21 protein-coding genes are annotated in these 26565 nt (G+C 62.4%); 15 read left to right on the top strand and 6 right to left on the bottom strand.

From position 1 onward, the window contains the following. Positions 1–65: 65 nt before the first annotated feature. The gene (locus DD235_RS10025) at positions 66–395 is read right to left on the bottom strand and encodes a hypothetical protein (RefSeq protein WP_109061917.1); all 330 of its coding nucleotides are present in this window, start codon (positions 393–395) and stop codon (positions 66–68) included. Further along, complete coding sequence (locus DD235_RS10020; RefSeq protein ID WP_109061916.1) at positions 392–3871, bottom strand: hybrid sensor histidine kinase/response regulator; 3480 nt, start codon at positions 3869–3871, stop codon at positions 392–394. Before DD235_RS10020 ends, DD235_RS10025 begins: the two co-directional genes overlap by 4 nt. A gap of 235 nt (positions 3872–4106) precedes the next feature. Here DD235_RS10020 and DD235_RS10015 point away from each other — a divergent pair, with 235 nt between their 5' ends. The 9 genes from DD235_RS10015 (at position 4107) to DD235_RS09975 (ending at position 16248) form a co-directional block, all read left to right on the top strand. Then, positions 4107–4619: a sigma-70 family RNA polymerase sigma factor gene (locus tag DD235_RS10015; protein ID WP_109061915.1), complete on the top strand. Its 513-nt coding sequence runs from the start codon at positions 4107–4109 to the stop codon at positions 4617–4619. Between the two features lie 3 nt (positions 4620–4622). Then, positions 4623–5639: a FecR domain-containing protein gene (locus DD235_RS10010; protein WP_109061914.1), complete on the top strand. Its 1017-nt coding sequence runs from the start codon at positions 4623–4625 to the stop codon at positions 5637–5639. A gap of 154 nt (positions 5640–5793) precedes the next feature. Continuing rightward, positions 5794–8262 carry a TonB-dependent siderophore receptor gene (locus tag DD235_RS10005; RefSeq protein WP_420810457.1) on the top strand — a complete coding sequence of 823 codons (2469 nt, stop codon included), beginning with the start codon at positions 5794–5796 and terminating at the stop codon, positions 8260–8262. Between the two features lie 7 nt (positions 8263–8269). Then, on the top strand, positions 8270–9493 hold the full coding sequence (locus tag DD235_RS10000) for an MFS transporter (protein ID WP_204524224.1): 1224 nt from the start codon (positions 8270–8272) through the stop codon (positions 9491–9493). 15 nt (positions 9494–9508) lie between these two features. Beyond that, positions 9509–10726, top strand: coding sequence for an ABC transporter substrate-binding protein (locus tag DD235_RS09995; RefSeq protein WP_204524223.1), 1218 nt, complete (start codon positions 9509–9511; stop codon positions 10724–10726). Next, positions 10710–11786, top strand: coding sequence for a FecCD family ABC transporter permease (locus tag DD235_RS09990; RefSeq protein WP_239990104.1), 1077 nt, complete (start codon positions 10710–10712; stop codon positions 11784–11786). Before DD235_RS09995 ends, DD235_RS09990 begins: the two co-directional genes overlap by 17 nt. Further along, positions 11780–12541, top strand: a complete 762-nt coding sequence (locus DD235_RS09985) for an ABC transporter ATP-binding protein (RefSeq protein WP_109061913.1) — start codon at positions 11780–11782, stop codon at positions 12539–12541. The genes DD235_RS09990 and DD235_RS09985 overlap by 7 nt, the downstream gene beginning before the upstream one ends. Positions 12542–12657: 116 nt before the next feature. Further along, positions 12658–13290 carry a pseudouridine synthase gene (locus DD235_RS09980; RefSeq protein ID WP_109061969.1) on the top strand — a complete coding sequence of 211 codons (633 nt, stop codon included), beginning with the start codon at positions 12658–12660 and terminating at the stop codon, positions 13288–13290. Positions 13291–13386: 96 nt separating this feature from the next. Further along, positions 13387–16248, top strand: coding sequence for a sensor domain-containing protein (locus DD235_RS09975; protein WP_109061912.1), 2862 nt, complete (start codon positions 13387–13389; stop codon positions 16246–16248). Here DD235_RS09975 and DD235_RS09970 read toward each other — a convergent pair. Further along, positions 16136–16471, bottom strand: a complete 336-nt coding sequence (locus DD235_RS09970; protein WP_109061911.1) for a YbbN family protein — start codon at positions 16469–16471, stop codon at positions 16136–16138. The two genes, DD235_RS09975 and DD235_RS09970, sit on opposite strands and share 113 nt — an antisense overlap. A gap of 392 nt (positions 16472–16863) precedes the next feature. On the opposite strand from DD235_RS09970, the gene trpB reads away from it, so the two are divergent. The 6 genes from trpB to DD235_RS09940 all read left to right on the top strand — a co-directional run bounded on the left by trpB (position 16864) and on the right by DD235_RS09940 (position 23720). Next, positions 16864–18105, top strand: coding sequence for a tryptophan synthase subunit beta (gene trpB / locus DD235_RS09965; RefSeq protein ID WP_239990103.1), 1242 nt, complete (start codon positions 16864–16866; stop codon positions 18103–18105). A 127-nt stretch (positions 18106–18232) separates the two neighbouring features. Then, entirely contained in the window at positions 18233–18472 is a 240-nt protein-coding gene (locus DD235_RS09960; RefSeq protein WP_239990102.1) for a YtcA family lipoprotein, read from the top strand. Positions 18473–18478: 6 nt separating this feature from the next. Then, the gene (gene mdtN / locus DD235_RS09955; protein ID WP_109061909.1) at positions 18479–19528 is read left to right on the top strand and encodes a multidrug transporter subunit MdtN; all 1050 of its coding nucleotides are present in this window, start codon (positions 18479–18481) and stop codon (positions 19526–19528) included. A 9-nt stretch (positions 19529–19537) separates the two neighbouring features. Next, a complete protein-coding gene (locus DD235_RS09950) occupies positions 19538–21394 on the top strand; it encodes an FUSC family protein (protein WP_109061908.1) in 1857 nt (618 codons plus the stop codon). Next, the gene (locus tag DD235_RS09945) at positions 21391–22911 is read left to right on the top strand and encodes a TolC family protein (RefSeq protein WP_109061907.1); all 1521 of its coding nucleotides are present in this window, start codon (positions 21391–21393) and stop codon (positions 22909–22911) included. Before DD235_RS09950 ends, DD235_RS09945 begins: the two co-directional genes overlap by 4 nt. Positions 22912–22985: 74 nt before the next feature. Then, positions 22986–23720 carry a sulfurtransferase gene (locus DD235_RS09940; RefSeq protein WP_109061906.1) on the top strand — a complete coding sequence of 245 codons (735 nt, stop codon included), beginning with the start codon at positions 22986–22988 and terminating at the stop codon, positions 23718–23720. A 15-nt stretch (positions 23721–23735) separates the two neighbouring features. Here DD235_RS09940 and DD235_RS09935 read toward each other — a convergent pair whose 3' ends face one another. From DD235_RS09935 to DD235_RS09925, 3 genes are all read right to left on the bottom strand, one after another. Next, positions 23736–24416 (bottom strand): anaerobic ribonucleoside-triphosphate reductase activating protein, encoded by a 681-nt coding sequence (locus DD235_RS09935; protein ID WP_193519583.1) that lies wholly within the window; start codon positions 24414–24416, stop codon positions 23736–23738. Positions 24417–24514: 98 nt separating this feature from the next. Then, a complete protein-coding gene (gene nrdD / locus DD235_RS09930) occupies positions 24515–24730 on the bottom strand; it encodes an anaerobic ribonucleoside-triphosphate reductase (RefSeq protein WP_109061904.1) in 216 nt (71 codons plus the stop codon). 50 nt (positions 24731–24780) lie between these two features. Further along, positions 24781–26505, bottom strand: a complete 1725-nt coding sequence (locus DD235_RS09925; protein ID WP_109061967.1) for a ribonucleoside triphosphate reductase — start codon at positions 26503–26505, stop codon at positions 24781–24783. Between the last annotated feature and the right edge of the window lie 60 nt (positions 26506–26565).

The following is a 26565-nucleotide window of genomic DNA, read 5'->3' as shown; positions in this document are numbered from 1 at the left end:
CTTGATCTACTAGGTTGATTTACCTGTGTTGGGTGAGAAAGCCAAGGCGACAGGCTGGATCATGGCTATTTGGTGTCTATGCGGTAGCAATCAGGGCCGGACCACGAGATGACTTTATAGCTCCCGCAGTAGAGTCCTTGTTCTCTGTACAGCGCCATGACTTCGGAGGGGTACCATCCATAGCCAAAGAGGAACAGGGCATCCATTTGTGCCAGCGTTGTCAGGATCTGGATCTTTTCAGTCTGATCGTGCGTGGTTCTGACCATGCAACCGTTTTCGGCCATGAATCCAAGGCGTGTCATTGCTGACAGCAGATGCTTGCCTTCGACCCTGATCCTGATTTGCTCTCCGGCAATGTCCTGCACGATGATGGCGTCTGGAGGCGAAGTGTTCATGCGTCTATGCCGGCAGAAGGCAGATTGCGGCGTTGGCTGGCCTGCGCGGAGAGAAACGCCCGCAGAGAGGCTGGCTTGACCGGCTTGGTCAGGACTCGGTAGCCCCGTGCACGGGCCGCCTGCTTGACTTCGGCGCTGCCATCGGCCGTCAGAAGTGCCCCTTCTATGCCCGGACAACGGGCCGTGAGAGCGTCGAGGCTGTCGAGACCGTCAAGACGGTCATGCAGGTGATAGTCCACGAGCAGTACATCGGGGCATTCCTGCATCAGTTCCAACGCTTCGTCGATCGTGGTGGCGCAGATCGGTTCGATCTGCCATCGACCCAGCAAGGCTCGCATGCCGGCCAGGATGTCGGGATCGTTATCGAGGCAGAGTACACGCAAACCATGCAGAGAGGCATCGGCGGGCAGGATCGGGCGTTGAGCATCGGCGGTCGGTGCTTCGGCCGGTGCGGCCACGGCGGGTACCGTGATCGAGAACATGCTGCCTTTGCCGACGACAGAGCGTGCGCCCAGCGCATGGTCAAGCAGCAGCGAAATGCGCTGGCAGATCGACAGGCCCAGGCCCAGGCCACGGCCATCCCAGTCAAAAGGCTGTTCAAAACGATGGAATTCTTCGTAGATCTGTCGCAGGTGGTGCGCGGGAATGCCTGGGCCGGTATCCCAGACCTGCAGGACGATCTGGTCGCCGCGCCGTCGTGCCGACAGGATGATCCGGCCTGTGCGTGTGTAGCGCAGGGCGTTGGCCAGGAAGTTCTGCAGCACGCGGCGCAGCAGGCGCCGGTCGCTGCGCACGAAGGTGGGGCGGGCATGGATGCGTATTCGCAGGCCGCGTCCGGTTGCCATTGGTACGTACTGGTCTGCCAGTTGGCGCAGCATGGCGCTGACATCGAATTCGGACAGCTCCGGGCGCAATGCCCCCGCATCCAGGCGCGACACATCGAGCAGGCCGTCGAGCAGTTCCTCGGCGGCACGCAGCGAAGTGTCGACGCGTTCCGCCAGATGCCGGAGTTCCTCCGCCTCCTGACTTTCCCGCATGGCCGAGGCGAACAGGCGCGCGGCATTGATGGGCTGCAATACATCGTGGCTGACAGCAGTCAGGAAACGCGAGCGTGATTCGTGTGCCTGTTCGGCTTCTCGGGTGCGTTCGGCGACCCGCTGCTCCAGGGTTTCATTGATGTCGCGCAGTTCGCGCTCGACCCGCTTGTAGTCGGTCACGTCGCTGTAACTGGTGACGTAGCCGCCGCCAGGCAGTGGGCGTCCGCGCAGTTCGATGACCTGGCCGGACTTGAGCGTGCGCTGGTAAATATGGGGAGAACCTGCCTGCATGAAGGCGATGCGCTTGTTGACTTCCTGTTCCATGTCGAGATCTGGGCGACCCTCTCCGATCTTGCCGCTGGTGACGTTGTAGCGGATCAGGTCGGCCACCGAACGGCCTACATAGAGCATGCCGGCCGGATAGTTGAACAGTTGCTGGTAGCGTTGGTTCCAGGCCATCAGCCGCATTTCGCTGTCGACGACGCTGACACCCTGGTCGATATTCTCCAGCGTGGCCAGCAGGATGTCGCGGTTAAAGCGCAGTTCCTGGCCAGCTTCGTCGAGTACGGCCACAACGGCAGCAATTTCCATGCCGGAGCCCTGCAGGGCGCTGGTCATGACCAGCCGCGCCGATGCCGCGCCTACGGCAGCGGCCAGCAGCAGTTCGGTGAAGTGTACCCAGGCACGGTCGGCGCGCTGGTTGGGATCGAGAGGTTGATTGAAGACCTTGGCCTGGCGTTTGAAGGCGCGTAGTGCGGTCTTTTCGCCGACGATGCGCGCGGCCAGTGTCTGCAGGTCGTGTACGCGCAGCGTGCCGTGCCACTGGCGCGAAGTGTGGGCACGGCGGTCGGCATAGGGGTCGAGGAACGGCTCTGCGCGCAGGCGCTCGGCCAGGCTGGGGCCCCAGCGCGCCGAAACCAGCAGCATGACAATACTGTTGAGCAGCAGCGACCAGAAGGTGCCGTGCGTGAGTGGGTCCCAGCCATCAAGACCGAACAACTGATGGGGGCGCAACCAGCCGATGCCGAACGGGCCGTGGATCATCCAATCCATGTCGAGCCAGCCGGCCTGGGTCAGGCTGGGCAGCAACAGGGTGTAGGCCCAGGTGCCGAAGCCGATCAGCAGGCCGGCCTCCACGCCTTTGCGGCTGGCTCCGTGCCAGTAGAGGCCACCGATCAGTCCGGGACCGAACTGGGCCACGGCGGCAAACGACATCAGCCCGAACGAGGCCAGCGACGAATCGCCACTGCCGGCGCTGGCACGGTAATAGCCATAGGCCACGGCCGCCAGGCCGAGAATGGACAGGCGCCGTACCCACAGTACGACCGAGGCCACGCTGCCCTGATGGGCCTGGGCCCATTTGCGGCGCAGCAGCATCGGCATGATGAGGTCATTGCTGACCATGGTGGCCAGTGCCACGCTGACCATGATGACCATGCCGGTGGCAGCCGAAAAACCACCGATGTAGGCAATCAGAGCCAGCCAGGTCTCGCGTTGTGACAGCGGCAATGCCAGCACGAAGCTGTCAGGGGCGACGACGCCGTGCGCACCGAACAGGGCGACGCCCGCGCTGGCGATTGGCAGGACCATCAGGCTGATGATGACCAGATAGGCACCGAACAACCAGCGGGCACGGCGGATGTCGCTGACATTGCCGCACTCGACGATGGCGACGTGGAATTGGCGAGGCAGGCAGATAATGGCGGCGAAGGCCAGCAGGGTCTGGCCGACAAAACCAACCGGCGGCGTGGATTCGATCAGCGCACGGCTGGCAGAGACCAGATCCAGGTCGCGGCCGGAGAACCAGTGCATGGCGAACAGGCCGACCGCGACCAGCGCCAGCAGCTTGACCAGTGATTCGAAGGCAACGGCCAGCATCAGACCGGGCCGGTGCTCGGTGGCATCGACCTGCCGAGTGCCGAACAGGATGGAAAAAAGCGCCATCAGCGCCGCCACGTAGAGTGCTGGATCGCCGAAGGTGGTGGATAGCATTTCGACGCCGCCCAGTACGCCCAGGCTGATGGCGACGGCCTTGTATTGCAAGGCCAGATAGGGAATGGCCGCGATGATGGCGATCACCGCCACGATAGCCGCCAAGCGCTGCGAGCGGCCATAGCGCGAGGCGATAAAGTCGGCAATGGAAACGGTGTTCTGCGACTGGGCAATCAGGGCCAGTCGTTCGAGGATGCGCCAGCCGAACAGCATCATCAGGAAGGGGCCGAGATAGATCGGCAGGTAGCCGATGCCGTAGCGCACGGCCGAGCCAACTGCACCGTAGAATGTCCATGACGAGCAGTACACCGCCATGGCTAGGCTGTAGACGGCCGGGCGCAGCCAGGGGCGTTGCGGATACAGCGGGTAGCGGTCGCCGATCCAGGCGACGGCAAAGAGCAGGGCGGCGTATCCCAGGGATGCCAGAACGACCCAGCCGGGCAGCATGCATGTTCTCCTCGACAGGCGGGACGTGCCCGCATGTTCTTGTTGTGATGTGATGCTTGGTTGTGCCGCCATTATCCACCAGCCTGTGGTTGCCTGTGTGATACCGGGTATCTGAGCAAGAGAGGGAAATCGTCTGAGCGGGCTGCATCTCTTGTTTTTGAAAAGAGTGATTTATAATAAAAATCAATCACGTTGATCTTCAAAGCTCCCTCTTTTCATTCGCGGCGCTGTCCTCATGTCTGCACCCGACGCCAATCCGCTGGATTTCCCCGCCTTCGAACGCCTCTATCGCGACCACCACGGCTGGCTGCGCACCTGGTTGCATGGCCGCATGGGCGGCAGCGCCGAGGCGGCAGACCTGGCGCACGATACCTTTGTCCGGGTGCTCAGCACGCGCCGCATGCCGGCGATGCCGGAGGAGGGTCGACGCTTTCTGACGCACATAGCCAAGGGCCTGCTGATCGATCATTGGCGTCGCCAGGATCTCGAGCAGGCCTGGCTGGACACCCTGGCTGCGTTGCCAGAGGCCGTGGCACCCTCGCCGGAAACACAGGCGTTGCTGCTGGAGGCGCTGCATCGTATCGATGCCATGCTGCAGGCCTTGCCGGCGCGCACGCGGCGCGTCTTCATGCTGTCGCAGTTCGATGGCCTGACCTATGCCCGGATCGCGGCCGAAACAGGCCTGTCGCTGCCGACGGTCAAGCGTCATATGCGGTCGGCCTTTCTGGCCTGCCTGTCGGTGGGCTGAATCATGCCGCGCAACGCGCCAGGCAATATGCCAGGCAACACGACCGACATCGTCCCTGACCGCAAGGTGCTCGAACAGGCTGCCGACTGGATGGTATTGCTGCAGTCGGGTGAGGCTACGGCACGCGATCGCAGCCGCATCGAGCACTGGCGAAGCCAGAGCCCGCATCATGAGGCGGCATGGCAGCGGGCCGGACAGATCATGGGCTTGCTGGGAGCCGTGCCAGGAGAACTGGCGGGTGAGACACTGGGCCGGCTTGATCGCAAGGGACGGCGTCGTATCGCACTCAAGCTGGCTTTGCTGATGGCGACGGGGCCGCTGGCCTGGGCGGGCTGGCAGGGGCGTGACGGCATACGCGCACAATTGGCCGATGTCCAGACCGGTACCGGTGAGCAACTGACCCATACGCTGGCCGATGGCGGGACTGTCCTGCTCAATATCGGCAGTGCCGTCAATGTGGTCTATACGGACGAGATCCGGGCGCTCGAATTGTTGCGGGGCGAGATACTGGTGACGACCGCATCAGATCATGGCACGGCGACACGACCGTTCGTGGTGCGGACTGCCTATGGCGAGATCCGTGCGCTGGGGACCTGTTTCGATGTGGCTCTGACGGGCCGGGGTTGCCGGGTGGCCGTCTACGAGGGGGCGGTCAGTGTCTCCAATGTGGCAGGAGAGGCAGCCGGGTTGCGGATCGAGGCGGGCTGGCGCGGGCAGGCCGATGGCAACCCTGTGGTCTGGTCACGGGAGCCGATGGCATCCGGCAATGACCGTCCCGCCTGGACGCGGGGCATGCTGCTGGCACAGGACATGCCGCTTGAGACGCTGCTGGGGGAGCTGGCACGTTACCGTCCCGGTGTGATCCGCTGCGATCCGGCGCTGGCGCAGTTACGTGTGTCAGGAGCCTTTCCCGTATTGGACAGTGACCGCAGCCTCAATCTGCTGGCCCAGACACTGCCGGTTCGGATCGTGCGCATGACGCGCTATTGGATCAGGGTGGTGCCGGCAGCCCAGACCTGACTGGGCTGGCCGCTGCATGCCCTGCGGATGTTGCAGCATGCGCAGTCATTTTTTGATCATAATTGCATAACGCACTGATACCTTTTTTCATTTCGTTCGGTATAGCTCATGAAGCGATGATTGCATCGCACGAAACCGGAGAAAAGGTAGCACCATGTCGTCATTTTTCCTTGCGTCTCATGCGCTGCCGGGCCGTCGTAGCGTGCCCGGCACTCTGCCTGCGCGTCGGCAGCCCTTGGCCTGCGCCGTTCAGGCTGCCCTGGTTGGCATGTTGTTGCTGTCTGCCATGCCGCAGCAGGCCTCGGCACAGACAACTGAAGCTGCGTCTGCTGCGCAGACCGTGGATATCGCTGCAGGTTCGCTGGCGGATGTGCTGTCGCGTTTTGCTGCGCAGGCAGGTGTGGCCCTGTCGTTCGATCCGGCCCAAGTGGCCGGAGTACAGAGCCGGGGTGTGCGTGGTAGGGTCACGCCCCGACAGGGTTTCGAACAGATTCTGGACGGTACCGGCTTCGATCTGGTGCAGCGTGGCGATGGCTATGGTCTGCGTCGCCTGCCACAGGCTCCCGGCGTGGAAACGCTTTCGACGATTTCGGTGACGGCGGCTGACCAGTCGCTGGATCTGCTGCCACTACCGTATGCAGGCGGCCAGGTGGCGCAAGGCGTGCGTCTGGGGGTGCTGGGCAATACTTCGAACATGAAGGCCCCGTTCAGCACGACCAGCTATACCGCAGAGGCCATCGGCAACCTGCAGGCCAATACGATCGCCGAGGCGGTCAATCGCGATCCCTCGGTGCGCTATACGGTGCTGCCGGGCGGTAATGTCGACAATCTGTATATCCGCGGCTTTCCGATCTGGGAGGGCAATTCGGGCGAGATCGCTTTCGATGGTATCTATGGCGTGGCACCCAACTACCGCGTCAGGACCGAATATGTGGAGCGCATCGAAGTCGTCAAGGGACCGGGGGCGCTGCTGTTCGGCATGTCGCCCAACGGCTCGGTTGGCGGGGTCATCAACATTGCGCCCAAGCGGGCGCTCGAGGACAGCGCCAGCCTGACCACGACCTACACTTCCGACAGCCAGTTCAAGGGGCACCTGGATGTGGGCCGGCGTTTTGGCGAGGACGAGGAGTTCGGTATCCGCCTCAATGGCAGTTACTACGGTGGTGATACCACGATGAAGCACCAGTCGGTCGAAGGCAATGTCGGCGCACTGGCACTGGACTATGCCGGTACCCGTTTCCGGGCCACGCTGGATCTGCTGTCGCAGAACGAACGGATCGATGCCACTGGCCGCCCCATCATGCTGGCAGGCAATTTCGACATGCCCGATGCGCCGGATGGCAAGATCAATGTCACCCAGCCCTGGGAGTGGTCGCGCAACCGCGAGCGTGCCGCATTGCTGCGCACCGAGTTCGACGTGACGGATTCCCTGTCGGTGTTTGCCAACGTCGGTACTTCCGGTGCCAAGGTCTCGCGCGTGTATGACTCCGCGCCACGTCTGATCAGTGCCTCCGGTGATACCCTGATCACGCCGACGTACGCAATCTTCGAAGTTGATCGTCGTACTTTCGACGGAGGCCTGCGCGCCCGCTTCGAGACGGGGTCGGTCAAGCATTCCGTGACCCTGCAGGCAAGTGCTTACCGTGAAGTGTTTGATCGTGCACTCAACCCCGGTACGGCGGTGCAGTCCAATATCTATGATCCTGTCTACTACCCCGAACAGAATATTGCGCGGCCATCCGAGGTGCCGCGCATCCATGACAACCGCAATACCAGCCTGGCCTTGGTCGATACGATGACCCTGTTCGACGATACCCTGCAACTGTCGCTCGGGGTGCGCCGCCAGAAGATCAAGTCCACCAACTACAACGTGCTCAGCGGTGGCGGCTCCAGCGTCTATGACGAGAGCGTCACGACACCTGCCGTGGGCATCGTGGTCAATCCGTCGCGCAACTGGTCCCTCTATGCCAACTATATCGAGGGGCTGAGCAAGGGTGAGATTGCGCCGCCGGCTGCCAGCAACTACGGCGAAGTCATGGCGCCGTACAAGAGCAAGCAATACGAAATCGGTACGAAATACGATTTTGGCGACATGTTTGCCAGCCTGTCGCTGTTCCAGATCGAGAAGCCCAGCGGGGGCCTGAACCAGGGGGTGTTTTCTGTCAACGGCGAGCAGCGCAACCGCGGACTGGAGCTGTATGGCTATGGTGAGGTTCGGCCGGGCCTGCGGGTGCTGGGTGGCGTCACGCTGCTGCAATCCAAGATGACCAGTTCGGGCAATCCGGCGCTGGTGGGCAATCGTCCCATCGGTGTGCCGCGACTGATGGCCAACCTGGGTGTCGAGTGGGATGTGCCTGTCGTGCCGCGTCTGACGCTGACCGGTGATCTGGTCCATACGGGGCGGCAGTACGTCAATCAGGCCAACAGTGCGGAGATCCCGGCGTGGACCCGGTTCGACCTCGGTGCCCGCTATGTGACCAGAATTGCAGGTCACACCACGACTTTCCGTGCAACGGTGCAGAATGTCGCCGACCGGGCCTACTGGGCAGGCGTGACATCGTGGGGCGCGGCGTCGCCTGCGACACCCAGGACTTTTGTATTGTCTGCTACGGTGGATTTCTGACCGAATCGTGAGGGCAGCTTCCGCGCTGACGCGGCGGATTATCGTGATCCAGTTCATCTCCATGGGTGCCATGGAAATGAGCAACCCATTCTGGCCCCTGTATCTGCAGGGGCTGGTGCATGATCGTGCGCTGCTGTCTCTGGCGGGCGCGGGGGTCTACATCCTGCCGATGCTTGGTGTGGCACTGACCAGCATCTGGTGGGGACGCATGGGGGATCGGGTCGGGCATCGCTGGATGATGATCCGCGCACTGATCGGGCTGGCGCTGACGCAATTGGCGCTGGCTTTCAGCAGCGGGGCGGTCGAAGTGCTCGTGCTGCGCTTCCTGCAGGGCGCACTGGCCGGTTTCATTGCGCCAGCCCAGGCCTATTGTGCGGCATTGACACGCCGCAGGCAGCGCTATCGGCTGTTTGCCAGACTGCAGATCGCGACCAATGTCGGGTCGTTCCTGGGCGCGTTGGCGGGTGGTGCGCTGCTCGGCGTGGCACCGTTCTTCTGGCTGAATATGCTGGCGGCACTGGCCTGTACGTCCTGTGCGCTGGCCGTGGCCGTGAGCCTGCCGCCGCTGCAGGGGCGTGCACGCCTGCCGGCCTCTACACGGTTGGCTGTACGGGCTTCCGGACACGCATCAGCAGATTTGGCAGGCCGTCAGGGTGAGGGTGTGCCAGGCTGGTTGCGTACCACGATCCTGGCTCTGGGTTTGCTGCTGGCCGCCAGAATGATCCTGCAACTGCCGCTGTCCCTGTATGCCGAGCAGGTATTGCAGTTTGCGCCCTGGCAGACAGGGCTCTCTTACGGACTGGTCGCATTGGGTTTCTGCGCAGGAGCGGGAGCCTGGGCACGTCATTTCGAGGGGCAGCAGGCCGTCGGCGTCATGCGTGTTCAGCGATGGCTGGCCTGGGGGCTGGCGCTGGTTGGCTGCGTGCTGGGGGCTGCCAGGGTGCCGGGATGGTTTTTTGCCGGCCAGTTCATATTGGGCGTGCTGCTGGCGGCCACGACGCCGATACTGACAGGTCTGGTGTCCCGACATACGCCGGCCGTTCGGCAGGGGGCGGTGCTGGGACGGCTCCAGAGTGTATCCCAGTGTTGTTCTGTGGTCGGTGTCGCCTGCGGAGCAGGCTTGCTGTATGCCGGTGAACTGGCCCATATCTACTTTTACGTGGCGGCGGCCTATCTGGTCGCATGGTGGGTGCTGCAGCAGGTGCGTCCGCCTGCGGCATCAGGTTCGTGATGGACGGAGGAAAAGATGATGCATGAATGGACAGGCAGCAACTGGGGACGCCTGCTGGCAGGTATGGGGCTGCTGTGGGCGATAGGGTGGGGAGCCGCGCAGGCTGCGCCGGCATCTGTCGCTCAGGCGTCGGCAGTCGAGGCCGGCACGGGGCACGAAGGCCGTATCGTCGTGACCGATGTGCTGGGACGACAGGTGGAGATCAAGCTACCGGTGCGGCGCATCATCTTGGAGGAAGCGCGTCAGGCCTATGCTGTGGCCATGCTTGAGGACGCACATCCTTTTGGGCGCATCGTGGGGTGGGGCGGCGATCTGGAGCAGGCCGATCCGGCGACCTATGCGCAGTACCTCAAGGTGTTTCCAGAGATTCGAGAGATCCCGGTATTGGGACGGCTGGCCGATGCTTCATTCAATCTCGAGCGAGCGGTGGCACTCAGGCCCGATGTACTGTTCCTCAACATGGAGACAGCGCGCATTGCCGATGATGCCCGCTATCTGGAAACGCTGGACAGCCTCGGTATCCCGGTCGTGTATGTGGATTTTCGCCATCATCCCGAGCGCAACACAGAGCCTTCGCTGCGGCTGTTTGGCGACATCCTGGGGCAGCGTGCGCGCACGGAGGATTTCATCGCATTCCGTGCCCGTGAACGTGCGCGTGTTACCGAGCGCCTCGCACAGGCAGACGTGCCGCAGCCCCGTGTGTTCATCGAAAGAATGGGAGGGTTCGCCGAAGAGTGCTGCTACAGCTTTGGCGATGAGAACATGGGCCATTATGTGGAAATGGCAGGGGGGCACAATCTGGCGGCAGAGGTACTGCCGGGCACCTTCGGACAGCTCAGTCCCGAGCAGGTACTGGCCATGTCCCCGGACGTCGTGCTGGTGACCAGTGCTGATTGGAGTGCTTTCCGCCCCGATGGCGACTGGATCCCGGTTGGGCCCGGCGCGGACGCGGTGCGAGCTCGGCAGGCTTTGGCACGTTATCTGGACAAATCCGCCTACAGCGGCTCGCCCGCTGTTGCGCAGCGCAGGTTCTATGCCATCTGGCACCAGTTCTACAACAGTCCCTACGACTTCGTCGCCGTACAACAATTGGCCAAATGGCTGCATCCGGCGCTGTTCGAGGATCTGGATGTGGACGAGACATTCAGGACGCTGCACGCGCGTTTTCTGCCCGTGCCCTATGCGCCGGGCTATTTTGCCGCGCTGGAGGGAGAACATGACCATGCACGCTGATTCGTCCCTTGGCAGGTCGCAGGCGGGCGGGCGTCATACCTATGGCCGCCGGGTTCATTTCAAGGTTGGGGTCGTGCTGGCCTTGCTGGCGGCACTGTGCCTGAGCCTGGTGGCCGACATCGGCTATGGGCCGACGCAGTTGTCGCTGACCGAGGTGTTGCAGGCGATTCTGTCGCCGAACAGCGTGGAGCGAACTGTCAGGGTCGTGGTGTGGGACATGCGCTTGCCGATGGCGCTGATGGCCGTGCTGTGTGGTGCGGCGCTGGCGCTGGCCGGCGCGCAGATGCAGACCATACTCGACAACCCGATGGCGAGCCCCTTCACGCTGGGGATCTCTGCTGCGGCCAGCTTTGGCGCTTCGCTGGGGATTGCCGCCGGGATCAGCCTGGTTCCGTTCGTGACGGCGCAGGTGGTACCCGCCAACGCCTTTGTGATGGCCATGCTTTCTGCGGGTGTCATCCACCTGCTCAGCGTGCGGCGGCATGTGACCCGGGAAACGATCATTCTTTTCGGGCTGGCCATGGTGTTCATTTTCAATGCATTGCTGGCGATCGTGCAGTTCTTTTCTTCGGATCAGGCGGTGGCTGCCGTGGTGTTCTGGTCGCTCGGCAGCCTGACCAAGAGTACCTGGCCCAAGCTGGGGATCGTGTTGTTGTCGCTGGCGATAGCGGTCCCGTTCTTTGCCTGTCATGCCTGGAAACTGACGGCTTTGCGGCTGGGTGACCAGCGGGCTGCCAGCCTGGGGGTGAAAGTCGCCCGCCTGCGGCTGTACGTGCTGGTCATGGTCAGCCTGCTGGCAGCCTGCTCCGTGGCGGCGATCGGCACCATCGGTTTCATCGGTTTGATCGCGCCGCATCTGGCACGACTGACCGTGGGCGAGGACCAGCGATTTTTCATGCCGGTTGCCATGCTGTGTGGTGGCCTGATCCTGTCGCTGAGTTCGCTGCTTAGCCGGATGATCCTGCCCGGCGCGATTTTCCCGATCGGGGTGATCACGACCCTGATCGGCATTCCGTTTTTCATTGCACTGATCATGGACAGGAAGAGACAGGCATGGTGACGCTGACACTGGATCGGGTCGGAGCTGCCTATGGCCGGCAGACCATTCTGGAGGGGATCTCCACGCCTGCGTTGCAGGGTGGTTCCCTGGTGGCGCTGGTTGGTGCCAATGGTGCGGGCAAGTCCACGCTGCTTAGGCGCCTGGCCGGCCAGCTTGACGGGCCGGGGTGTGTCGTGGCCGAGCATGATGGCCGGCCGGTCGAGGCGGCCCGGATCTGCTACATGCCGCAGGATACGACGCCGGAGGCACGCCTGACGGTCTATGAGTCAATGATTCTTTCACTCAAGAACCAGAGCCGGGGCTGGCGGGTCAGCAGTCATGAACATGATGAAATCGAGTCCGTTCTGGCGATGCTGGGGATTGCCGAACTCGGCTTTCGTACCATGGCCGAATTGAGCGGCGGTCAGCGGCAACTGGCCGGCTTGGCACAGGTGCTGGTGCGCCAGCCGCAGATCCTGCTGCTGGACGAACCCACCAGTGCACTGGACCTGCGCCGACAGATGCAGTTTTTCAAGCTGATCCGTCAGGTGGTCACAGCCCGTGGCATGGTGTGCGTGGCCTCCCTGCACGACCTGAACCAGGTCATGCGGTTTGCCGAATGCGTACTGGTGCTGGAAAACCGGCAGCACAGCGTATGCGGACACCCTGATGTGGTGCTGACCCCCGAACGGCTGGCCCGGGTCTACGGTATCGAGGCGCGCATCGAAAGCTGCTCGCGTGGGCAACGGCATGTCTTCGTGGATGACTGTAGCTAGAGCGTTTTTTCTGGAATCCTTGCTTTGCAGGCGAAGCAGCAACCTGTTGTAGCCTTGCCCCGGAACGCTTGCTGCCGGGTACACTGCAGGTCGTCCTGTCATGTTCCGGTTTCTCCATGGTTGAGCCCCGCCGCCCACGCCTCGCGCGTTCCCGTTCGCCCGTTGCTTCTGCTGTTCCGCAGGTGCGGCGCACGGAGGCAGCACCGTCGCGTCTGATCCTGCTGAACAAGCCGTACGATGTCCTGACGCAGTTCAGCGATGATCAGGGGCGACCCACGCTCAAGGATTTCGTGCCCGTGTCGGGGGTCTATCCCGCCGGGCGGCTTGACCGGGACAGCGAAGGGCTGCTGCTGCTCACCAATGAGGGCCGCCTGCAGGCACGCATTGCTGATCCGCGCCACAAGATGGAGAAGACCTACTGGGCCCAGGTCGAAGGATGGCCGACCGAAGCGCAACTGCAGCAATTGCGTGATGGCGTGGTGCTCAAGGACGGTCCGACGCGGTCGGCCCGCGTTCGCTTGCTGGATGCGCCGACACTGTGGCTGCGCGATCCCCCTATCCGTTTCCGCCAGCATATTCCGACTGCCTGGCTGGAACTGTCGATCACCGAAGGTCGTAATAGGCAGGTACGACGGATGACGGCATCGGTCGGCTTGCCCACGCTGCGGCTGGTACGGGTACGCATTGGCCCGTGGGCGCTCGATGGCCTGTTGCCGGGGCAATGGCGCGAGGTGCCTTGCCGGATCTGAGCCGGCTGCTACCCCCATTCTTGATATGGGAATGCTTGTTATTTTTGTTGAAAGGCAATAAATTTCAATATTCTGTTGCTTTTTCAACCTTGCCCCATGAGTGATCCTTTGCCCGACGCGCAGCCGTACGCAGCGTCATCGGTCACGGCTGGCATTCCGGACGAGACCGGGTTCAGGCTTTTCTTCGAACGCAATCCTATTCCCATGCTGGTTCATGATCAGGATTCCCTGAGGCTGCTGGAGGCCAATCAGGCTGCTCTGGACCTTTATGGCTATACGCGTTCGGATTTCCTGACGCTGACCTTGCATGACCTCTGGCCTGGACAGGATATCGGGCAGGCGCTGTATGGCGGCGAGCCCCCCGTGACACCCAAGGCGGCCGATACCGAGAGTCTGCGCCAGCGGCACTGTCGCGCCGATGGGGCGCTCATCGATGTCGAGGTGAGCGGCAGCCAGTTCGAGCGGGCCGGACGGCGTGTCCGGCTGCTGTCGTTGCGTGACATTACGCGCCAGATCCGGGCCGGCCGCGAGATACTGCGTGTCAGTGGCGTCCAGCGTTTGCTGAGTGCCTGCAACGAAGCCCTGGTCAGGGTCGAGTCCAGGACCGACATGTTTCGGCAGGTGTGTGCGCTGGCCGTGCAGGTGGGTGGCTATCGGCTGGCCTGGGTTGGCCTGGCCAGTCCCGGACAAGACCGGTGGCTGGAACCGGTAGCGTCCGCAGGCGATACACGCTATCTCGAGGATGCGGTGTTTTCCTGGGGGGAAGGCATGGCCGGCCATTCGGTGTTGGCGCATGGGGTGATGACGGCCGGCGAGATTGGTGTGGCCGATGACCTGGCCAGGCAGACGGACATCGCCTGGCCGGAGCGTGCCCGCCGCTTTGGCCTGGCCAGCGCGATCTGCCTGCCGCTGTGCGAGGATGATCGTGTGATCGGTATGCTGGGACTGTATTCTGCCGATCCTGTCCAGGCGGGCGAGGATGAGCGGCGTCTGTTGCAGACGCTGATGGATGATCTGGCATTCGGTATGGGACGCATGCGTGCGCTTGAAGAGCAGCGGCATATCCAGTCAGCCATGCTGCAGGTGGCGGCAGCGGTGTCTTCGCATTCCGGCAGTGCCTTCTTCGAGCAGATGGTGCGGCACATGCTGGAGGTGCTGGGGGCAAAGGCGGGTTGCCTGGCACGTTGCCTGCCGCAGGGTGGTTTGCGTACCGTGGCTGCGATCGTCGAGGGACAGGCCTGCCCCGATTTCGAATGGCAGCCGGAGCGCACCGCATGTGGCAGCGGCGCATGTCGTGTACGCTGGATGATGGCGGGGCATGACCTGCCTGCCGGGACAATGCTGGGACAGTGCCATGCCCAGGCCTGCGTGGCCTACCGTGTCGAGGATGCCTCCGGGGCTGCCATGGGGGTGCTCTATGCCATGCTCGATCACCAGCCCAAGCAGCATGACTTCATCGTATCGATCCTGCAGATATTTGCCGCCAGTGCGGCCAGCGAGATGCAGCGTCAGGAGGCATTGAGGGAAATCCGCCAGATCGCCCTGCATGATGCACTGACCGGCCTGCCCAACCGCAAGCATCTGATGGATATGCTGGAGCAGGCACTGAACCGGGCGCGACACGAGCAGGGGGCGGGCGCACTGCTGTTCATCGACCTGGACAATTTCAAGACAATCAACGATACGCTGGGTCATGACAAGGGCGACCAATTGCTGGCGCAGGCGGCCCGCCGGCTGCGTCAGTGCGTGCGCAGTGGTGATATGGTCGGGCGTCTGGGCGGGGATGAGTTCGTCGTGCTTCTGGAAGGGTTGGGTACCGTGCCGGCCCAGCTCAACCGCCAGGCCCGGCGCGTGGCACGCAATATCCTGTCGGCCTTGAGCGCGCCCTACCATATCGATGGTTATACCTACGAGAACAGCTCCAGCATTGGGGTGGCGGCATTCCTGGGCGGGGGCGAAACGGTCGGTGAACTGATGAAGCAGGCCGATATGGCGATGTACCAGGCCAAGGCGGCAGGGCGCAATGGCGTGTGCTTTTTCGACCGCCGCATGCAGGCTGACATGATGGCGCGCGCCTTGCTCGAAATGGATCTGCGCCAGGCGCTCGCGCAGGAGGACTTCGCACTCTATTATCAACCCCAGTCGGACAGCCTGGGGCAGGTGACCGGTGTCGAGGCGCTGGTGCGCTGGCGGCATGCCCGCATGGGCCTGGTGTCGCCGCTGCAATTCATACCCGTGGCGGAAGAGACCGGACTGATCGTGCAGTTGGGGCAGTGGATCCTGCTGCGGGCTTGCGAGCGCCTGGCGGCGTGGGCGGGCTCCCCAGAAACGGCGCGGTTGACCATGTCGGTCAATATCAGTGCCCGCGAATTCCGCCATCCCAGGTTTGTCGAGCAGGTGCAGGAGACGCTGCTGCGGACTGGGGCCGATCCCTCGCGCCTGAAACTGGAACTGACCGAAAGCCTGATGGTGGAGGATATCAAGGGCACCATTGCCAAGATGGAGTCCCTGCGGCAACTGGGTATCGGTTTTGCTCTGGATGATTTCGGCACGGGTTATTCATCGCTTTCGTATCTCAAGCGCTTGCCGCTCGAGCAGATCAAGATAGATCGTTCGTTCATCCTGGATGCCACCCTGAGTCGGACCGGGGGAGCCATCGTGCACAGCATTTTTCAGCTGGGCCGGGATCTCGGCCTGACGGTGGTGGCCGAAGGGGTAGAAAACGAGGCGCACCTGGATTTCGTGCTCAAGCACGGGTGCGAATGCTACCAAGGCTATTTTTTCAGTGCGCCGCTGCCCGACAGCGCATTGCCGGCTTTCCTGGCCATGCATGGCGTGAGGCAGGTCAGGGCAGTTCGGCAGGGTAATTGCTCTCCGCCAGCGCAAGCTGGCGGCGGATATCCCATGACTCCAGCCGTGCGTCGACCGGCCCGTAGAACACGCCGTCGCGGGCCATGAACATGCTGGGCAGGTGGAAAACCTCGTAGCGCTGCACCAGGCCGCCATTGTCACCGGCATCGATCCAGCACAGCCAGTCTACCGGCAGGTTCATCTGCGGCAGTTGTTCGCGGGCAAGCTGGCAGTTGCCGCAGGTGCGACTGTAAAAGACCAGCAGGCAGGTGCCTGGCGTGTCCAGCAGAAAACGGTCTGCCGTGCCATCGTCGAGTTCGGTTTCTTGCATGTCGGCTGCCTCTGGCGGCGAGGAATGTGTGGCGGGCATCATAGCGGCAGATGCGCTTCGGGCCAAGAAGGTCGTTACCCGGTTCTCAAGCGTGCGGTTTTGTATTAATCTGGACAGGTCACTCTTTCCTGACAGATATCGCATTGGTCACTGCCACCAACAAACGTCATCTCTCGCCGCGACTCTCGTGGTGGGTACGCATCGGCAAGCGCGAGCGCTGGCCGTTTTTCCTGCGCCCTTGAGCGGCCCGGGTGGTTCTCGCTGACCACCGATCTCTGCTGTCCTGCATGCAATGACGATGACCTGCACGGTATGTGTGGGCCAGCCTTCTGTCGCGTGCCGGACGTATCTGCATCAGTTTTCCACCCGCCGGTGCGCGGAGGATGAACGCTATGGAAAGTCCCATCATGAATCATGTCTGTTCCAATCCTGTTTCCTGCCTGCCAGACGAGGCTGGCCATTTCGGTCGCTATGGCGGCAGCTTTATCGGTGAAACCCTGGCTCCGGCCGTTGCGCAGTTGCGCGAGGCTTATCTGCGCTATCGTGACGATCCAGCTTTCCGTGCCGAATTCGAGTATGAGCTGGCTCACTATGTCGGTCGCCCGACGCCGATCTACCATGCACGACGGCTGAGCGAGCAGGCCGGGGGCGCGCAGATTTTCCTCAAGCGCGAGGACTTGAACCATACCGGTGCGCACAAGATCAACAATGTGATCGGACAGGCGATGCTGGCCAGGCGCATGGGCAAGCCGCGCATCATTGCCGAAACGGGGGCAGGCCAGCACGGCGTCGCCACGGCCACCATCTGCGCACGCTATGGGCTGGAGTGCGTGGTCTATATGGGCAGCGAGGATGTGCGCAGACAGCGGCCCAATGTCGAGCGCATGCACCTGCTGGGGGCCACCGTGCGGGCGGTCGATTCCGGCAGCCGCACGCTCAAGGACGCCATGAACGAAGCCATGCGTGACTGGGTGACGAATGTCGACAATACTTTCTACCTGATCGGCACTGTTGCCGGCATGCATCCCTATCCGATGATGGTGCGCGACTTCCAGAGCGTGATCGGCCGCGAATGCCTGACGCAGATGCCGTCGTTGCTGGCGGAGCTGGGCATGGGCCGACGCCAGCCCGATGTCGTGGTGGCCTGCGTGGGCGGCGGCAGCAATGCGATGGGTATTTTCCATCCCTATATCGACCTACCGGATGTCCGCCTGGTGGGAGTCGAGGCTGCCGGACAGGGCCTCGACAGTGGCCGGCATGCTGCGTCCATCCTACGCGGCAGTCCTGGTGTACTGCATGGCAATCGCACCATGGTGCTGCAGGATGCACATGGGCAGGTCGTCGAGACGCACAGCATCAGCGCAGGGCTGGATTATCCCGGTGTCGGTCCTGAGCATGCCTGGCTGCATGAAACGGGGCGCGCCGAATATGCCGGGGCAACCGACGAGGCCGCACTGGAGGCCTTTCAGCGCCTGTGCCGCGTCGAAGGGATTATCCCGGCGCTGGAGTCCAGTCATGCCGTGGCCCATGCCCTGGCGCTGGCACCGACGATGCGCCGGGACCAGGTCATCCTGGTGAATCTGTCGGGGCGGGGCGACAAGGATATCGATACGGTGTCGGCTGCGCTGGCGTGATAGAGCCTGAAACGATAAGGGCCTGAACGGAAATTACCTGAAAATTCAGGTCATAATATGAGAAGGCTTCCGATATCTGCAAAAAGGTGAATACCGCATGCATGTGCGCAGTGCTTTGATGGCGGTCATGACCGCATTTTTGCTGACGGGCTGCGGTACCCCGCGCGCCGGAGAATTCCTGTTGTTCGGCTCGTATTTCCCGGCCTGGCTGGTGGGAACGGCGTTGGGAATTCCCCTGACTTTCCTGGTGCGCTGGGTGCTGATACGGACTGGCATCGATGACCAGTTGCCGCTGAGGCTGCTGGTCTATGTTTGCCTGACTGTGCTGTTCGCCATGGCCTTTGCCTATGCCTATTCTCCCCGTTGACCCCACATGACGACTTCCGCCCAGCGATCTTCCAAGCGTCCTGCAGCCATTGCCGTTGCGGTCCTGTTAATCGGTATTACCCTGATCGCCGCCATTGCCTACCTGCGGCATGACGAACTCAATCCATTGTCCGAGGATGCAGCTTTGCAGGCCAATATCGTGCATATCAGCGCGGCCGTGCCCGGGCAGTTGATCGAACTCGCAGTCGAGGAGGGCGCGCGCGTCAAGCGTGGCGATCTGCTGTTCAGGCTGGATCCGACGGTTTATGAACTGCAGTTGCAGCAGGCTGAGGCCGGTCTGGAAATGGCGCAGGCCGTGTTGTCCACGCGAGGCCGCCAGATTCGCGCCGAGGCGGCCAATGCGGCAATTGCCGATGAACAGATCACGCGGGCCCGCACCAACCTGGAACTGGCCGAACGAACCTTGCGTCGTTTGCAGCCTCTGGCCGCCAAGGGTTATGTACCGCAACAGCAACTGGACACGGCCGCGACGGCCGAACGCGATGCCCGCATCAGTCTGACGCAGGCATTGTCGCAGGCCGAGGCTGCCCGTGAACTGGTCGGTGAGATGGAGGCGGCCGAGGCCGCCGTGACGCAGGCTCAGGCCACGCTGGGCCTGGCTCGCAAGGCGCTGGCCGATACCGAGGTACATGCCCTCAACGATGGCTTGGTGGTGGGGCTGCTGGTGTCGCCCGGCGAGCGTCTGGCACCCGGGCAATCCCTCTTTACCTTGATCAATTCCGAGCGCTGGTATGCCACGGCATTTTTTCGCGAGACCGACCTGCTGGCCATTCGCGGGGGCAATTGTGCTGTGGTCTACACCATGATCGATCCGACCCGTCGCATTGAGGGGCGAGTTGACAGCATCGGCTGGGGCGTCAACAACGAAGACATGATTTCCCTGCCGCGTGCCTTGCCCTATGTGCAGAAATCCCTCAACTGGGTACGGGTCGCGCAGCGCTTTCCGGTGCGCATCCTGCTGCAGGATCCGCCCGAGGACCTGATGCGCATGGGGGCTTCGGCCACGGTGGCGGTACGACCCGGCGTGGATTGCTGAGGTCGCACGGTGCCGCACGTAATTTGGGAGATCCTCAAGAAAGAGCTGGCACCGTTCGACGGCCGGCTGGCCACGGCCTGGCGAGTCGCGGCCATCTGCATGCTGGCATCGTCAATCTTCATGATCTACCAGTTGCCACTAGTGGCGATCGGCTGCTACCTGATCCTGTTCGTGATGAAGCCGAACACCGGCGAAAGCATGCTGATGGGGCTGGGGATCTGTGTACTGGTCTCCATCGTGGTCGGCATTATGTTCATCCTGATGCGCTGGACCATCGACAGCCCGATGATGCACATGGTGGTGCTCGCGCTCAGTTCCTTTCTCTTTCTGTACCTGGGGGCCGCCAGCCCGCTCGGGCCGGTCGGCAACATCATCGCACTGGTCATGGGCTTCATCATGTCTTTGCTGGGCATGGTGCCTCTGGGCGAGGTGGCAACGCGGGCATTGCTGTATGCATGGCTGATGGCACTGGTGCCCATGGCAACGCTGGTGGCCTTTTGCGCGGCCTTTGGCCGGTCGCCGCTGAGGCTCGTGCGGACTGAAATAGCCGAGCGGCTGTGCATCGTGGCGGCGGTGCTGCAGGCAGGAGCGGATACCGACCCGCCTGTGCCGACATCTGGTGCCCAGGACGAAGCGGCCCGGCCGCGCCTGCTGGAGCGCATCCGGGAAGGCAATGAGTCGATCGGCAAGGCCATGCTGTTTGTCCAGTTGTTCCACCTTTCCTCGGGCCAGGAAATACGCCTGCTGGCCGATGCGATCAAGAGTACCTATGCCTTGATGGTGGCTGCCGCCGCATTGCCTTCCGATGCGGCTGCCGAGGCCTGGCGGTTAAGCCAGAGTGAGCGTTGCCGGATGCTGGCTGCGGCAGTACAGGCAGGTGATGTGCGCACCCTGGCAGCGCAGCAGGTCGAAGACACCGCGGCGGCGACCGATCCGGCCGGGGCTCTGGCTGGCATGCTGGCCGCCTTTCCGGTGATGCCGGGGGCGGAACAGCACAAAGTGAAAGAGCCGTCTGCAGGCTTTTTCTTTGCCGATGCGCTGACCAATCCGGAATACACCCGCTTTGCCCTGAAAACGACCTTTGGAGCCATTTTCTGCTATCTGGTCTATACCGCATTGCAGTGGCAGGATATCCATACGGCCATGATCACCTGCTATATCGTGGCCCTGGGCTCGACCGGAGAAACGGTGCACAAGCTGACCCTGCGCATCATCGGCTGCCTGATCGGGGCGTTGATGGGCGTACTGTCCATTCTGTTGCTGATGCCGCAGATGACCTCGATTGGCGAACTGATGCTGCTGGTGTTCGTCGGCATCCTGTGCGCTGCCTGGGTGTCGAGCGGTTCGGAGCGCATCGCCTATGCCGGCGTGCAGGTGGGATTGGCGTTTTTGCTGACGGTCCTGCAGGGATTTGGACCAAAGGTCGAGCTGTCGGTCGCCATGGACAGAACGATTGGTATCCTGCTGGGCAATGTGGTGATGTATGTCCTGTTTACCCGCGTCTGGCCGGTGAGTGCAGCCCGGCTGGCAGAGCGCAAACTGGCTGCCGTGATCGAGGCGACGGCATTGCGCTGCAGTGATGTGGACAATGGTCCTTGGAGATTGCGTGCCTATGCCGACAGTGCCCTGGCCCAGATTGCCGCCGCGCGCGAACAACTGGTCATGTCCCATTTCGAGCCCGCCAGTGTGCATCCCGGTCGTGAGCGCCTGCAGCGTCTGCATGCAGTGGCAGACGATTTGGAACAGACCTATGTCGCGCAGGCTTTTCCTGCCCGGCAGCCCCAGACGGCCAGTGCCGCATCCCGGGAGGATGCCATGGCAAAGCTGGCCGGGTTCAGGCAGACACTGACAATGAGCCCTGCATGATGACGATATACAAACTCCTGCCAGTCACGCTGCTGCTGGCCGGCTGCGCCGGGCAGGCGCTTGATCGCGCCCCTGCCAGTTCCGACCGTCCCTGGCGCGGTAGCGCGCCCGACGGCATCAGCCAGCAAGTCAGCGAGGCACCTATCGATGGCTTTGGCGTGCCCTATATCCGGGCCCTCAGCCAGCCGGCATCCGGGCAGGCCGCAATCTCCCTGCAGGAGGGGGCCTACGATCTGGCCCAGCTCATCGATCTGGCCCAGCGTGAAAATCCCCAGACCCGGCAAGCCTGGAATCATGCCCGCGAGGCAGCGCTGGCCACCGGTTTGGTCGAGGCGACGTTTCTGCCCCAGTTGTCTGCCAATGTCCTGACCGGGCATCAGCGCACCCGACGGCCTTTGCCGACCGATATTGCCGGTATCAGCGATATCGATACCAAAGTGCAGGGGACTGTGCCATCGCTGGCGCTGGGGTGGCTGCTGTTTGACTTCGGGCAGCGTGCTGCGCTGCTCGAGGGAGCCGAGCAGCTTTCGTTTGCGGCCAATGTCCTGTTCAACGGCATCCACCAGAAGGTCATCCGGGATGTCACTGACCAGTATTACCAGTACGAAGCCGCCCGTAGTCGTACCCGGCTGGCCCACGAGGCGCTTGCCAACCAGAAGGCAGTCGAGGCGGCCGCAGCCGACCGCTTGCGTGGCGGCGTGGGTACTACGGTCGAGCTGGCCGTGGCCAGGCAGGCTGTTTCCCAGGCACAGTTCCACCTGGTCAACAGCGAGGGCCTGGAGCGCAATATCTACCTGGCCTTGCTGGGGGCGGTCGGTCTGCCGCCGACGGCACGCATTGAGGTGGCTGCGCCGCCGGTCCGCTTTCTGCCAGGGCCGGACAGTGCCCTGACCCAGGAGGCGCTGGATATGGCTATCGCACGGCGCCCGGATGTCGTTGCCGCGTATGCCGCAGCCAAGGCAGCCGAAGCAGGGATACGCGCAGCCGAGGCTGAGTTTCTGCCCAAGGTCTATCTGGGGGCCGTGGCCTCTCACAGCCGTACCAGTTTCGATGTGCGCGGCTTGCCGACATTGAGCCAGCAGGCGACTTCGCGTGGCGTATTGCTGGGGGTGTCGCTGCCGCTCTATGATGGCGGATTGCGGCGTACCCAACTGCAGCGGGCCGAGATTCGCCATGAGTCTGCGCGTGAGACGCTGCAGACACTGCAGCGCGATGCGGTGCGCGAGATGGTCGCGGCCGAAACCATGCTGAACTCTGCGTTGCAGGGACACCAGGCTGCCGATGACCTGGTGCGTACCGCGCAGACGGCCTACGATGCCGCGCTGGCGGCCTTCGAGTCAGGGGTCGGCACCATCACGCTGGCGACAGAGATGGCGACCCGCCTGCTCGAAGCCCGCCAGGCGCGTGCCGATGCCTACAGCATGGCCCTGGTGATGGCCGCCAACCTGGCGTTTGCCACCGGTGCCATGATCCATCCCCAGGAAGACTGGCTGCCGGCTGCCGACGCAGTCAGGTAAATTCTGCGGTGCATGCGGGCGTGGTGGTGCCTCTGGCATAAAATGGGGCATCGTCAATTTCCGGCTGTGCATCCGTGTCTTCCGTCGTCAATATTTCCGCCTATAAATTCATCACACTCGGCGACCTGCCTGCTTTGCGCGAAACCCTGCTCGAACATACTCTCCAGCATGGTCTCAAGGGCACGATCCTGCTGGCCGAGGAAGGCATCAACCTGTTCCTGGCCGGGGCTCAGGACGCACTGGATGCTTTCGTGTCATGGCTGCGCAGTGATGCCCGCTTTGCCGATATGGAGCCCAAGTACAGCTGGTCGGATACGCAGCCGTTCGGCAAGATGCTGGTCAAAATCAAGCGCGAAATCATCCGCATGAATCATCCTTCTATCCGTCCTGAAAATGGCCGTGCCCCGGTGGTCGATGCACCGACGCTGGCGCGCTGGCTGGCAGCAGGCCAGGACGACGCTGGTCGCGAGGTCGTCATGCTCGATACCCGCAATGATTTCGAGGTCGATGCCGGCACGTTCGAAGGGGCCGTGGACTGGCGGCTCGAAAAATTCTCGCAGTTCCCCGAGGCCCTGCAGGCACACCGGGCCGAGTTCGAGGGCAAGACCGTGGTCGGTTTCTGCACGGGCGGTATCCGCTGCGAAAAGGCAGTGATCTACATGCAGGAAATCGGCATGGAAAATGTCTACCAGCTCGAGGGGGGCATTCTCAAGTATTTCGAGTTGGCAGGCGGCCAGTCCTACCAGGGCAACTGCTTTGTTTTCGACGAGCGCGAGACGCTTGATGCCGCGTTGGCACCATCTCGCTGATTCACGCTATCTCAATCAACGCACTACAAAATCCGGAAACAGGCAGGCAATTTCCGCCAGCGTATCCGATGATGGGAACGTGCCCGCATACATGGTGGCCTTGAGTGCATCGTTGTCGCAGCCGTCAGGTCGGAAGCGCTGCAGGGCGTAATGTTGTACGCCGTAGGCAGCCAGTTGCCGGGCCAGGGCCAGGATGCCGGCATCGTTGTGCAGGTCTGGATGAATCGTGGTCCGGCATTCGTAGCTGACACCACTTTGCAGCATGTGGGTCAGACTGTCCCGCACGGGATCGCCGCTTTTGGGAATGCAGGTGATATCGGCGTAATCGTCGAAACCGGTCTTGATATCCAAACCTATCCAGTCCAGATATGGCAGGATTTTTCGCAGCGGGGCAGGGTACGAACCCCCGCTGTGCAAGGCAATCTTGAAACCCATGGCCTTGGCTTCGAGCACGGCTTCGGGCAGCATGGGATCCATCAGCGGTTCGCCACCACAGAATACGACTGCATCCAGCAGGCCGCGCCGCCGTTCCAGCCAATCACGCAGATCGGGCCACGATAGCGGGCTGTGGCGGGTGCGCGGCTGCAGGTGCGGGTTGTGGCAATAGTGGCAACGCCACGGACAGCCCTGCACGAAAATCACGGCAGACAAGTGACCTGGATAATCGGTCGCGCTGAACGGCGTCAGCCCACCGATCTTGAGTACGCGATCAGGGCGCAGATGCGACCGTCCGGGCCAGACGACAGGCCGCTCGGCAGTGGCAGGGGCGGTGGCGCAGGCCGGACGGTCGGATATCATGCGTGTGCTCGTACTTGGGCGCGGCCGGCCTGGCTGGGCTCGACAAAGAACTGGCGCTCGTGGAATTCACCTTGCTTGCCGATATTGAACGACTCAACCGGGCGGTGGTAACCCATCACGCGGGTCCAGATTTCGCAACGTTGGCGCTCTGCGTTGTCCAGCACGGGATGGGCAGCCTGAGCCTTGACGGGGGTGTCGGTATGAGTAGACATATCGGTAGTTCCTTGAAATTTCAAAAGGTTTTGGTAAAGCGCCTGCGCAGTCAGTGCAGGTGTTCCTGTTTCTGCGCCATCAGTTCGGCATCGCACTTAGGGCAGAATTCGTGATGTCCCGACAGATAGCCATGCTTGGGACAGATCGAGAACGTCGGGGTCACGGTGATGTAGGGCAGCCGGAAGCGGCCCAGCGCACGTTGCACCAGCGTACGGCAGGCGTCGGCCGAGGACAGCGCTTCGGTCATGTAAAGGTGCAGGACTGTGCCGCCAGTGTATTTGCGCTGTAGCTCGTCCTGGCGCTCAAGTGCCTCGAACGGATCGTCGGTGAAGCCGACAGGCAATTGCGACGAGTTGGTGTAGTAAGGCATGTCGCTGGTACCGGCCTGCAGGATCTCGGGCCAGCGCTTGCGGTCTTCCTTGGCAAAGCGGTAAGTGGTGCCTTCGGCCGGCGTGGCTTCCAGGTTGTACAGGTGGCCGGTTTCTTCCTGAAATTCGACCATGCGGGCACGTACGTGATCCAGCAGGCGTACCGCAAAGGCGTGGCCCCAGGGCGTCGTGAGGTCGTGTTCGTCGTGCGTGAAATTGCGGATCATCTCGTTGATGCCGTTTACGCCCAGTGTCGAGAAGTGATTGCGCAATGTGCCCAGATAGCGCCGGGTATAGGGAAACAGTCCATCATCCATATGCTGCTGGATGACTTCGCGCTTGATCTCCAGGCTGACCTTGCCCAGTTCCAGCAGTTCGTCGAGGCGGCGGATCAGTCCAGCTTCGTCACCGGCATGGAGGTGGCCCAGGCGGGCGCAATTGACCGTCACCACGCCCAGCGAGCCCGTCTGCTCGGCCGAACCGAACAGTCCGTTGCCCCGCTTGAGCAGCTCGCGCAGATCGAGCTGCAGGCGGCAGCACATCGAGCGGATCATGTTGGGCTCGAGTTCCGAATTGATGAAATTCTGGAAATACGGCAGGCCATAGCGTGCCGTCATCTCGAACAGGCGGTCGGCATTGGGGCTGTGCCAATCGAAATCACGCGTGATGTTGTAGGTGGGAATGGGAAAGGTAAAGGCGCGCCCCTTGGCATCGCCCTTCATCATGACCTCGATATAGGCCTGGTTGATCATGTCCATCTCGGCCTGCAGGTCGCCGTACTGGAAGGACATCGTCTCGCCACCGATGACCGGCACCTGTTCGCGCAGGTCTTCCGGGCAGACCCAGTCGAAGGTCAGATTGGTAAACGGAGTCTGCGTGCCCCAGCGCGAGGGGACGTTCAGGTTGTAGATCAGCTCCTGGATGCACTGCAGCACTTCGGCATACGGCAGATTGTCCTTGCGGATGAAGGGGGCCATATAGGTGTCGAACGAACTGAACGCCTGTGCGCCGGCCCATTCATTCTGCAGCGTACCCAGGAAGTTGACGATCTGGCCGACTGCGCTCGACAGGTGCTTGGGCGGTGCAGCCTCGACCTTGCCCGGCACGCCGTTGAGGCCTTCGTGCAGCAGGGTGCGCAGTGACCAGCCTGCGCAGTAGCCGGCGAACACGTCCAGATCGTGGATGTGCAGATCTGCCTGTCGATGTGCCTGGCCGATGGCTTCGGGGTAGATGTGGCTCAGCCAGTAGTTGGCCACGACCTTGCCCGAGACATTCAGGATCAGTCCGCCCAGCGAATAGCCCTGGTTGGCGTTGGCATTGATGCGCCAGTCGTGCCGGTTGAGGTATTCATTCATGGTGCTGCCGACTTCGACGGCAGGGGCGACGGCGGTATTCAATGCATTCATCGTGTCTATGGGATCGTTGGCTGCAGGGTGCTTGCGCGTATGCAGCGGGAGGATGGTCGG

This window comes from Corticimicrobacter populi (assembly GCF_003123725.1).
In the GTDB taxonomy this organism is placed as follows: domain Bacteria; phylum Pseudomonadota; class Gammaproteobacteria; order Burkholderiales; family Burkholderiaceae_B; genus Corticimicrobacter; species Corticimicrobacter populi.
This window is presented reverse-complemented; position numbering and strand designations above follow the sequence as displayed.

What these genes read in the sequence shown, in the direction of transcription:
- DD235_RS09925 (WP_109061967.1), bottom strand. Translation starts at nt 26,505, where the DNA reads ATGAATGCATTGAATACCGCCGTCGCCCCTGCCGTCGAAGTCGGCAGC.
- DD235_RS09960 (WP_239990102.1), top strand. Translation starts at nt 18,233, where the DNA reads ATGACCGCATTTTTGCTGACGGGCTGCGGTACCCCGCGCGCCGGAGAA.
- DD235_RS09970 (WP_109061911.1), bottom strand. Translation starts at nt 16,471, where the DNA reads ATGCAAGAAACCGAACTCGACGATGGCACGGCAGACCGTTTTCTGCTG.
- DD235_RS09990 (WP_239990104.1), top strand. Translation starts at nt 10,710, where the DNA reads ATGACCATGCACGCTGATTCGTCCCTTGGCAGGTCGCAGGCGGGCGGG.
- DD235_RS09975 (WP_109061912.1), top strand. Translation starts at nt 13,387, where the DNA reads ATGAGTGATCCTTTGCCCGACGCGCAGCCGTACGCAGCGTCATCGGTC.
- DD235_RS10010 (WP_109061914.1), top strand. Translation starts at nt 4,623, where the DNA reads ATGCCGCGCAACGCGCCAGGCAATATGCCAGGCAACACGACCGACATC.
- DD235_RS09985 (WP_109061913.1), top strand. Translation starts at nt 11,780, where the DNA reads ATGGTGACGCTGACACTGGATCGGGTCGGAGCTGCCTATGGCCGGCAG.
- DD235_RS09980 (WP_109061969.1), top strand. Translation starts at nt 12,658, where the DNA reads ATGGTTGAGCCCCGCCGCCCACGCCTCGCGCGTTCCCGTTCGCCCGTT.
- trpB (WP_239990103.1), top strand. Translation starts at nt 16,864, where the DNA reads ATGGAAAGTCCCATCATGAATCATGTCTGTTCCAATCCTGTTTCCTGC.
- DD235_RS10025 (WP_109061917.1), bottom strand. Translation starts at nt 395, where the DNA reads ATGAACACTTCGCCTCCAGACGCCATCATCGTGCAGGACATTGCCGGA.
- DD235_RS10020 (WP_109061916.1), bottom strand. Translation starts at nt 3,871, where the DNA reads ATGCTGCCCGGCTGGGTCGTTCTGGCATCCCTGGGATACGCCGCCCTG.
- nrdD (WP_109061904.1), bottom strand. Translation starts at nt 24,730, where the DNA reads ATGTCTACTCATACCGACACCCCCGTCAAGGCTCAGGCTGCCCATCCC.
- DD235_RS09995 (WP_204524223.1), top strand. Translation starts at nt 9,509, where the DNA reads ATGATGCATGAATGGACAGGCAGCAACTGGGGACGCCTGCTGGCAGGT.
- DD235_RS10015 (WP_109061915.1), top strand. Translation starts at nt 4,107, where the DNA reads ATGTCTGCACCCGACGCCAATCCGCTGGATTTCCCCGCCTTCGAACGC.
- DD235_RS10005 (WP_420810457.1), top strand. Translation starts at nt 5,794, where the DNA reads ATGTCGTCATTTTTCCTTGCGTCTCATGCGCTGCCGGGCCGTCGTAGC.
- DD235_RS09945 (WP_109061907.1), top strand. Translation starts at nt 21,391, where the DNA reads ATGATGACGATATACAAACTCCTGCCAGTCACGCTGCTGCTGGCCGGC.
- mdtN (WP_109061909.1), top strand. Translation starts at nt 18,479, where the DNA reads ATGACGACTTCCGCCCAGCGATCTTCCAAGCGTCCTGCAGCCATTGCC.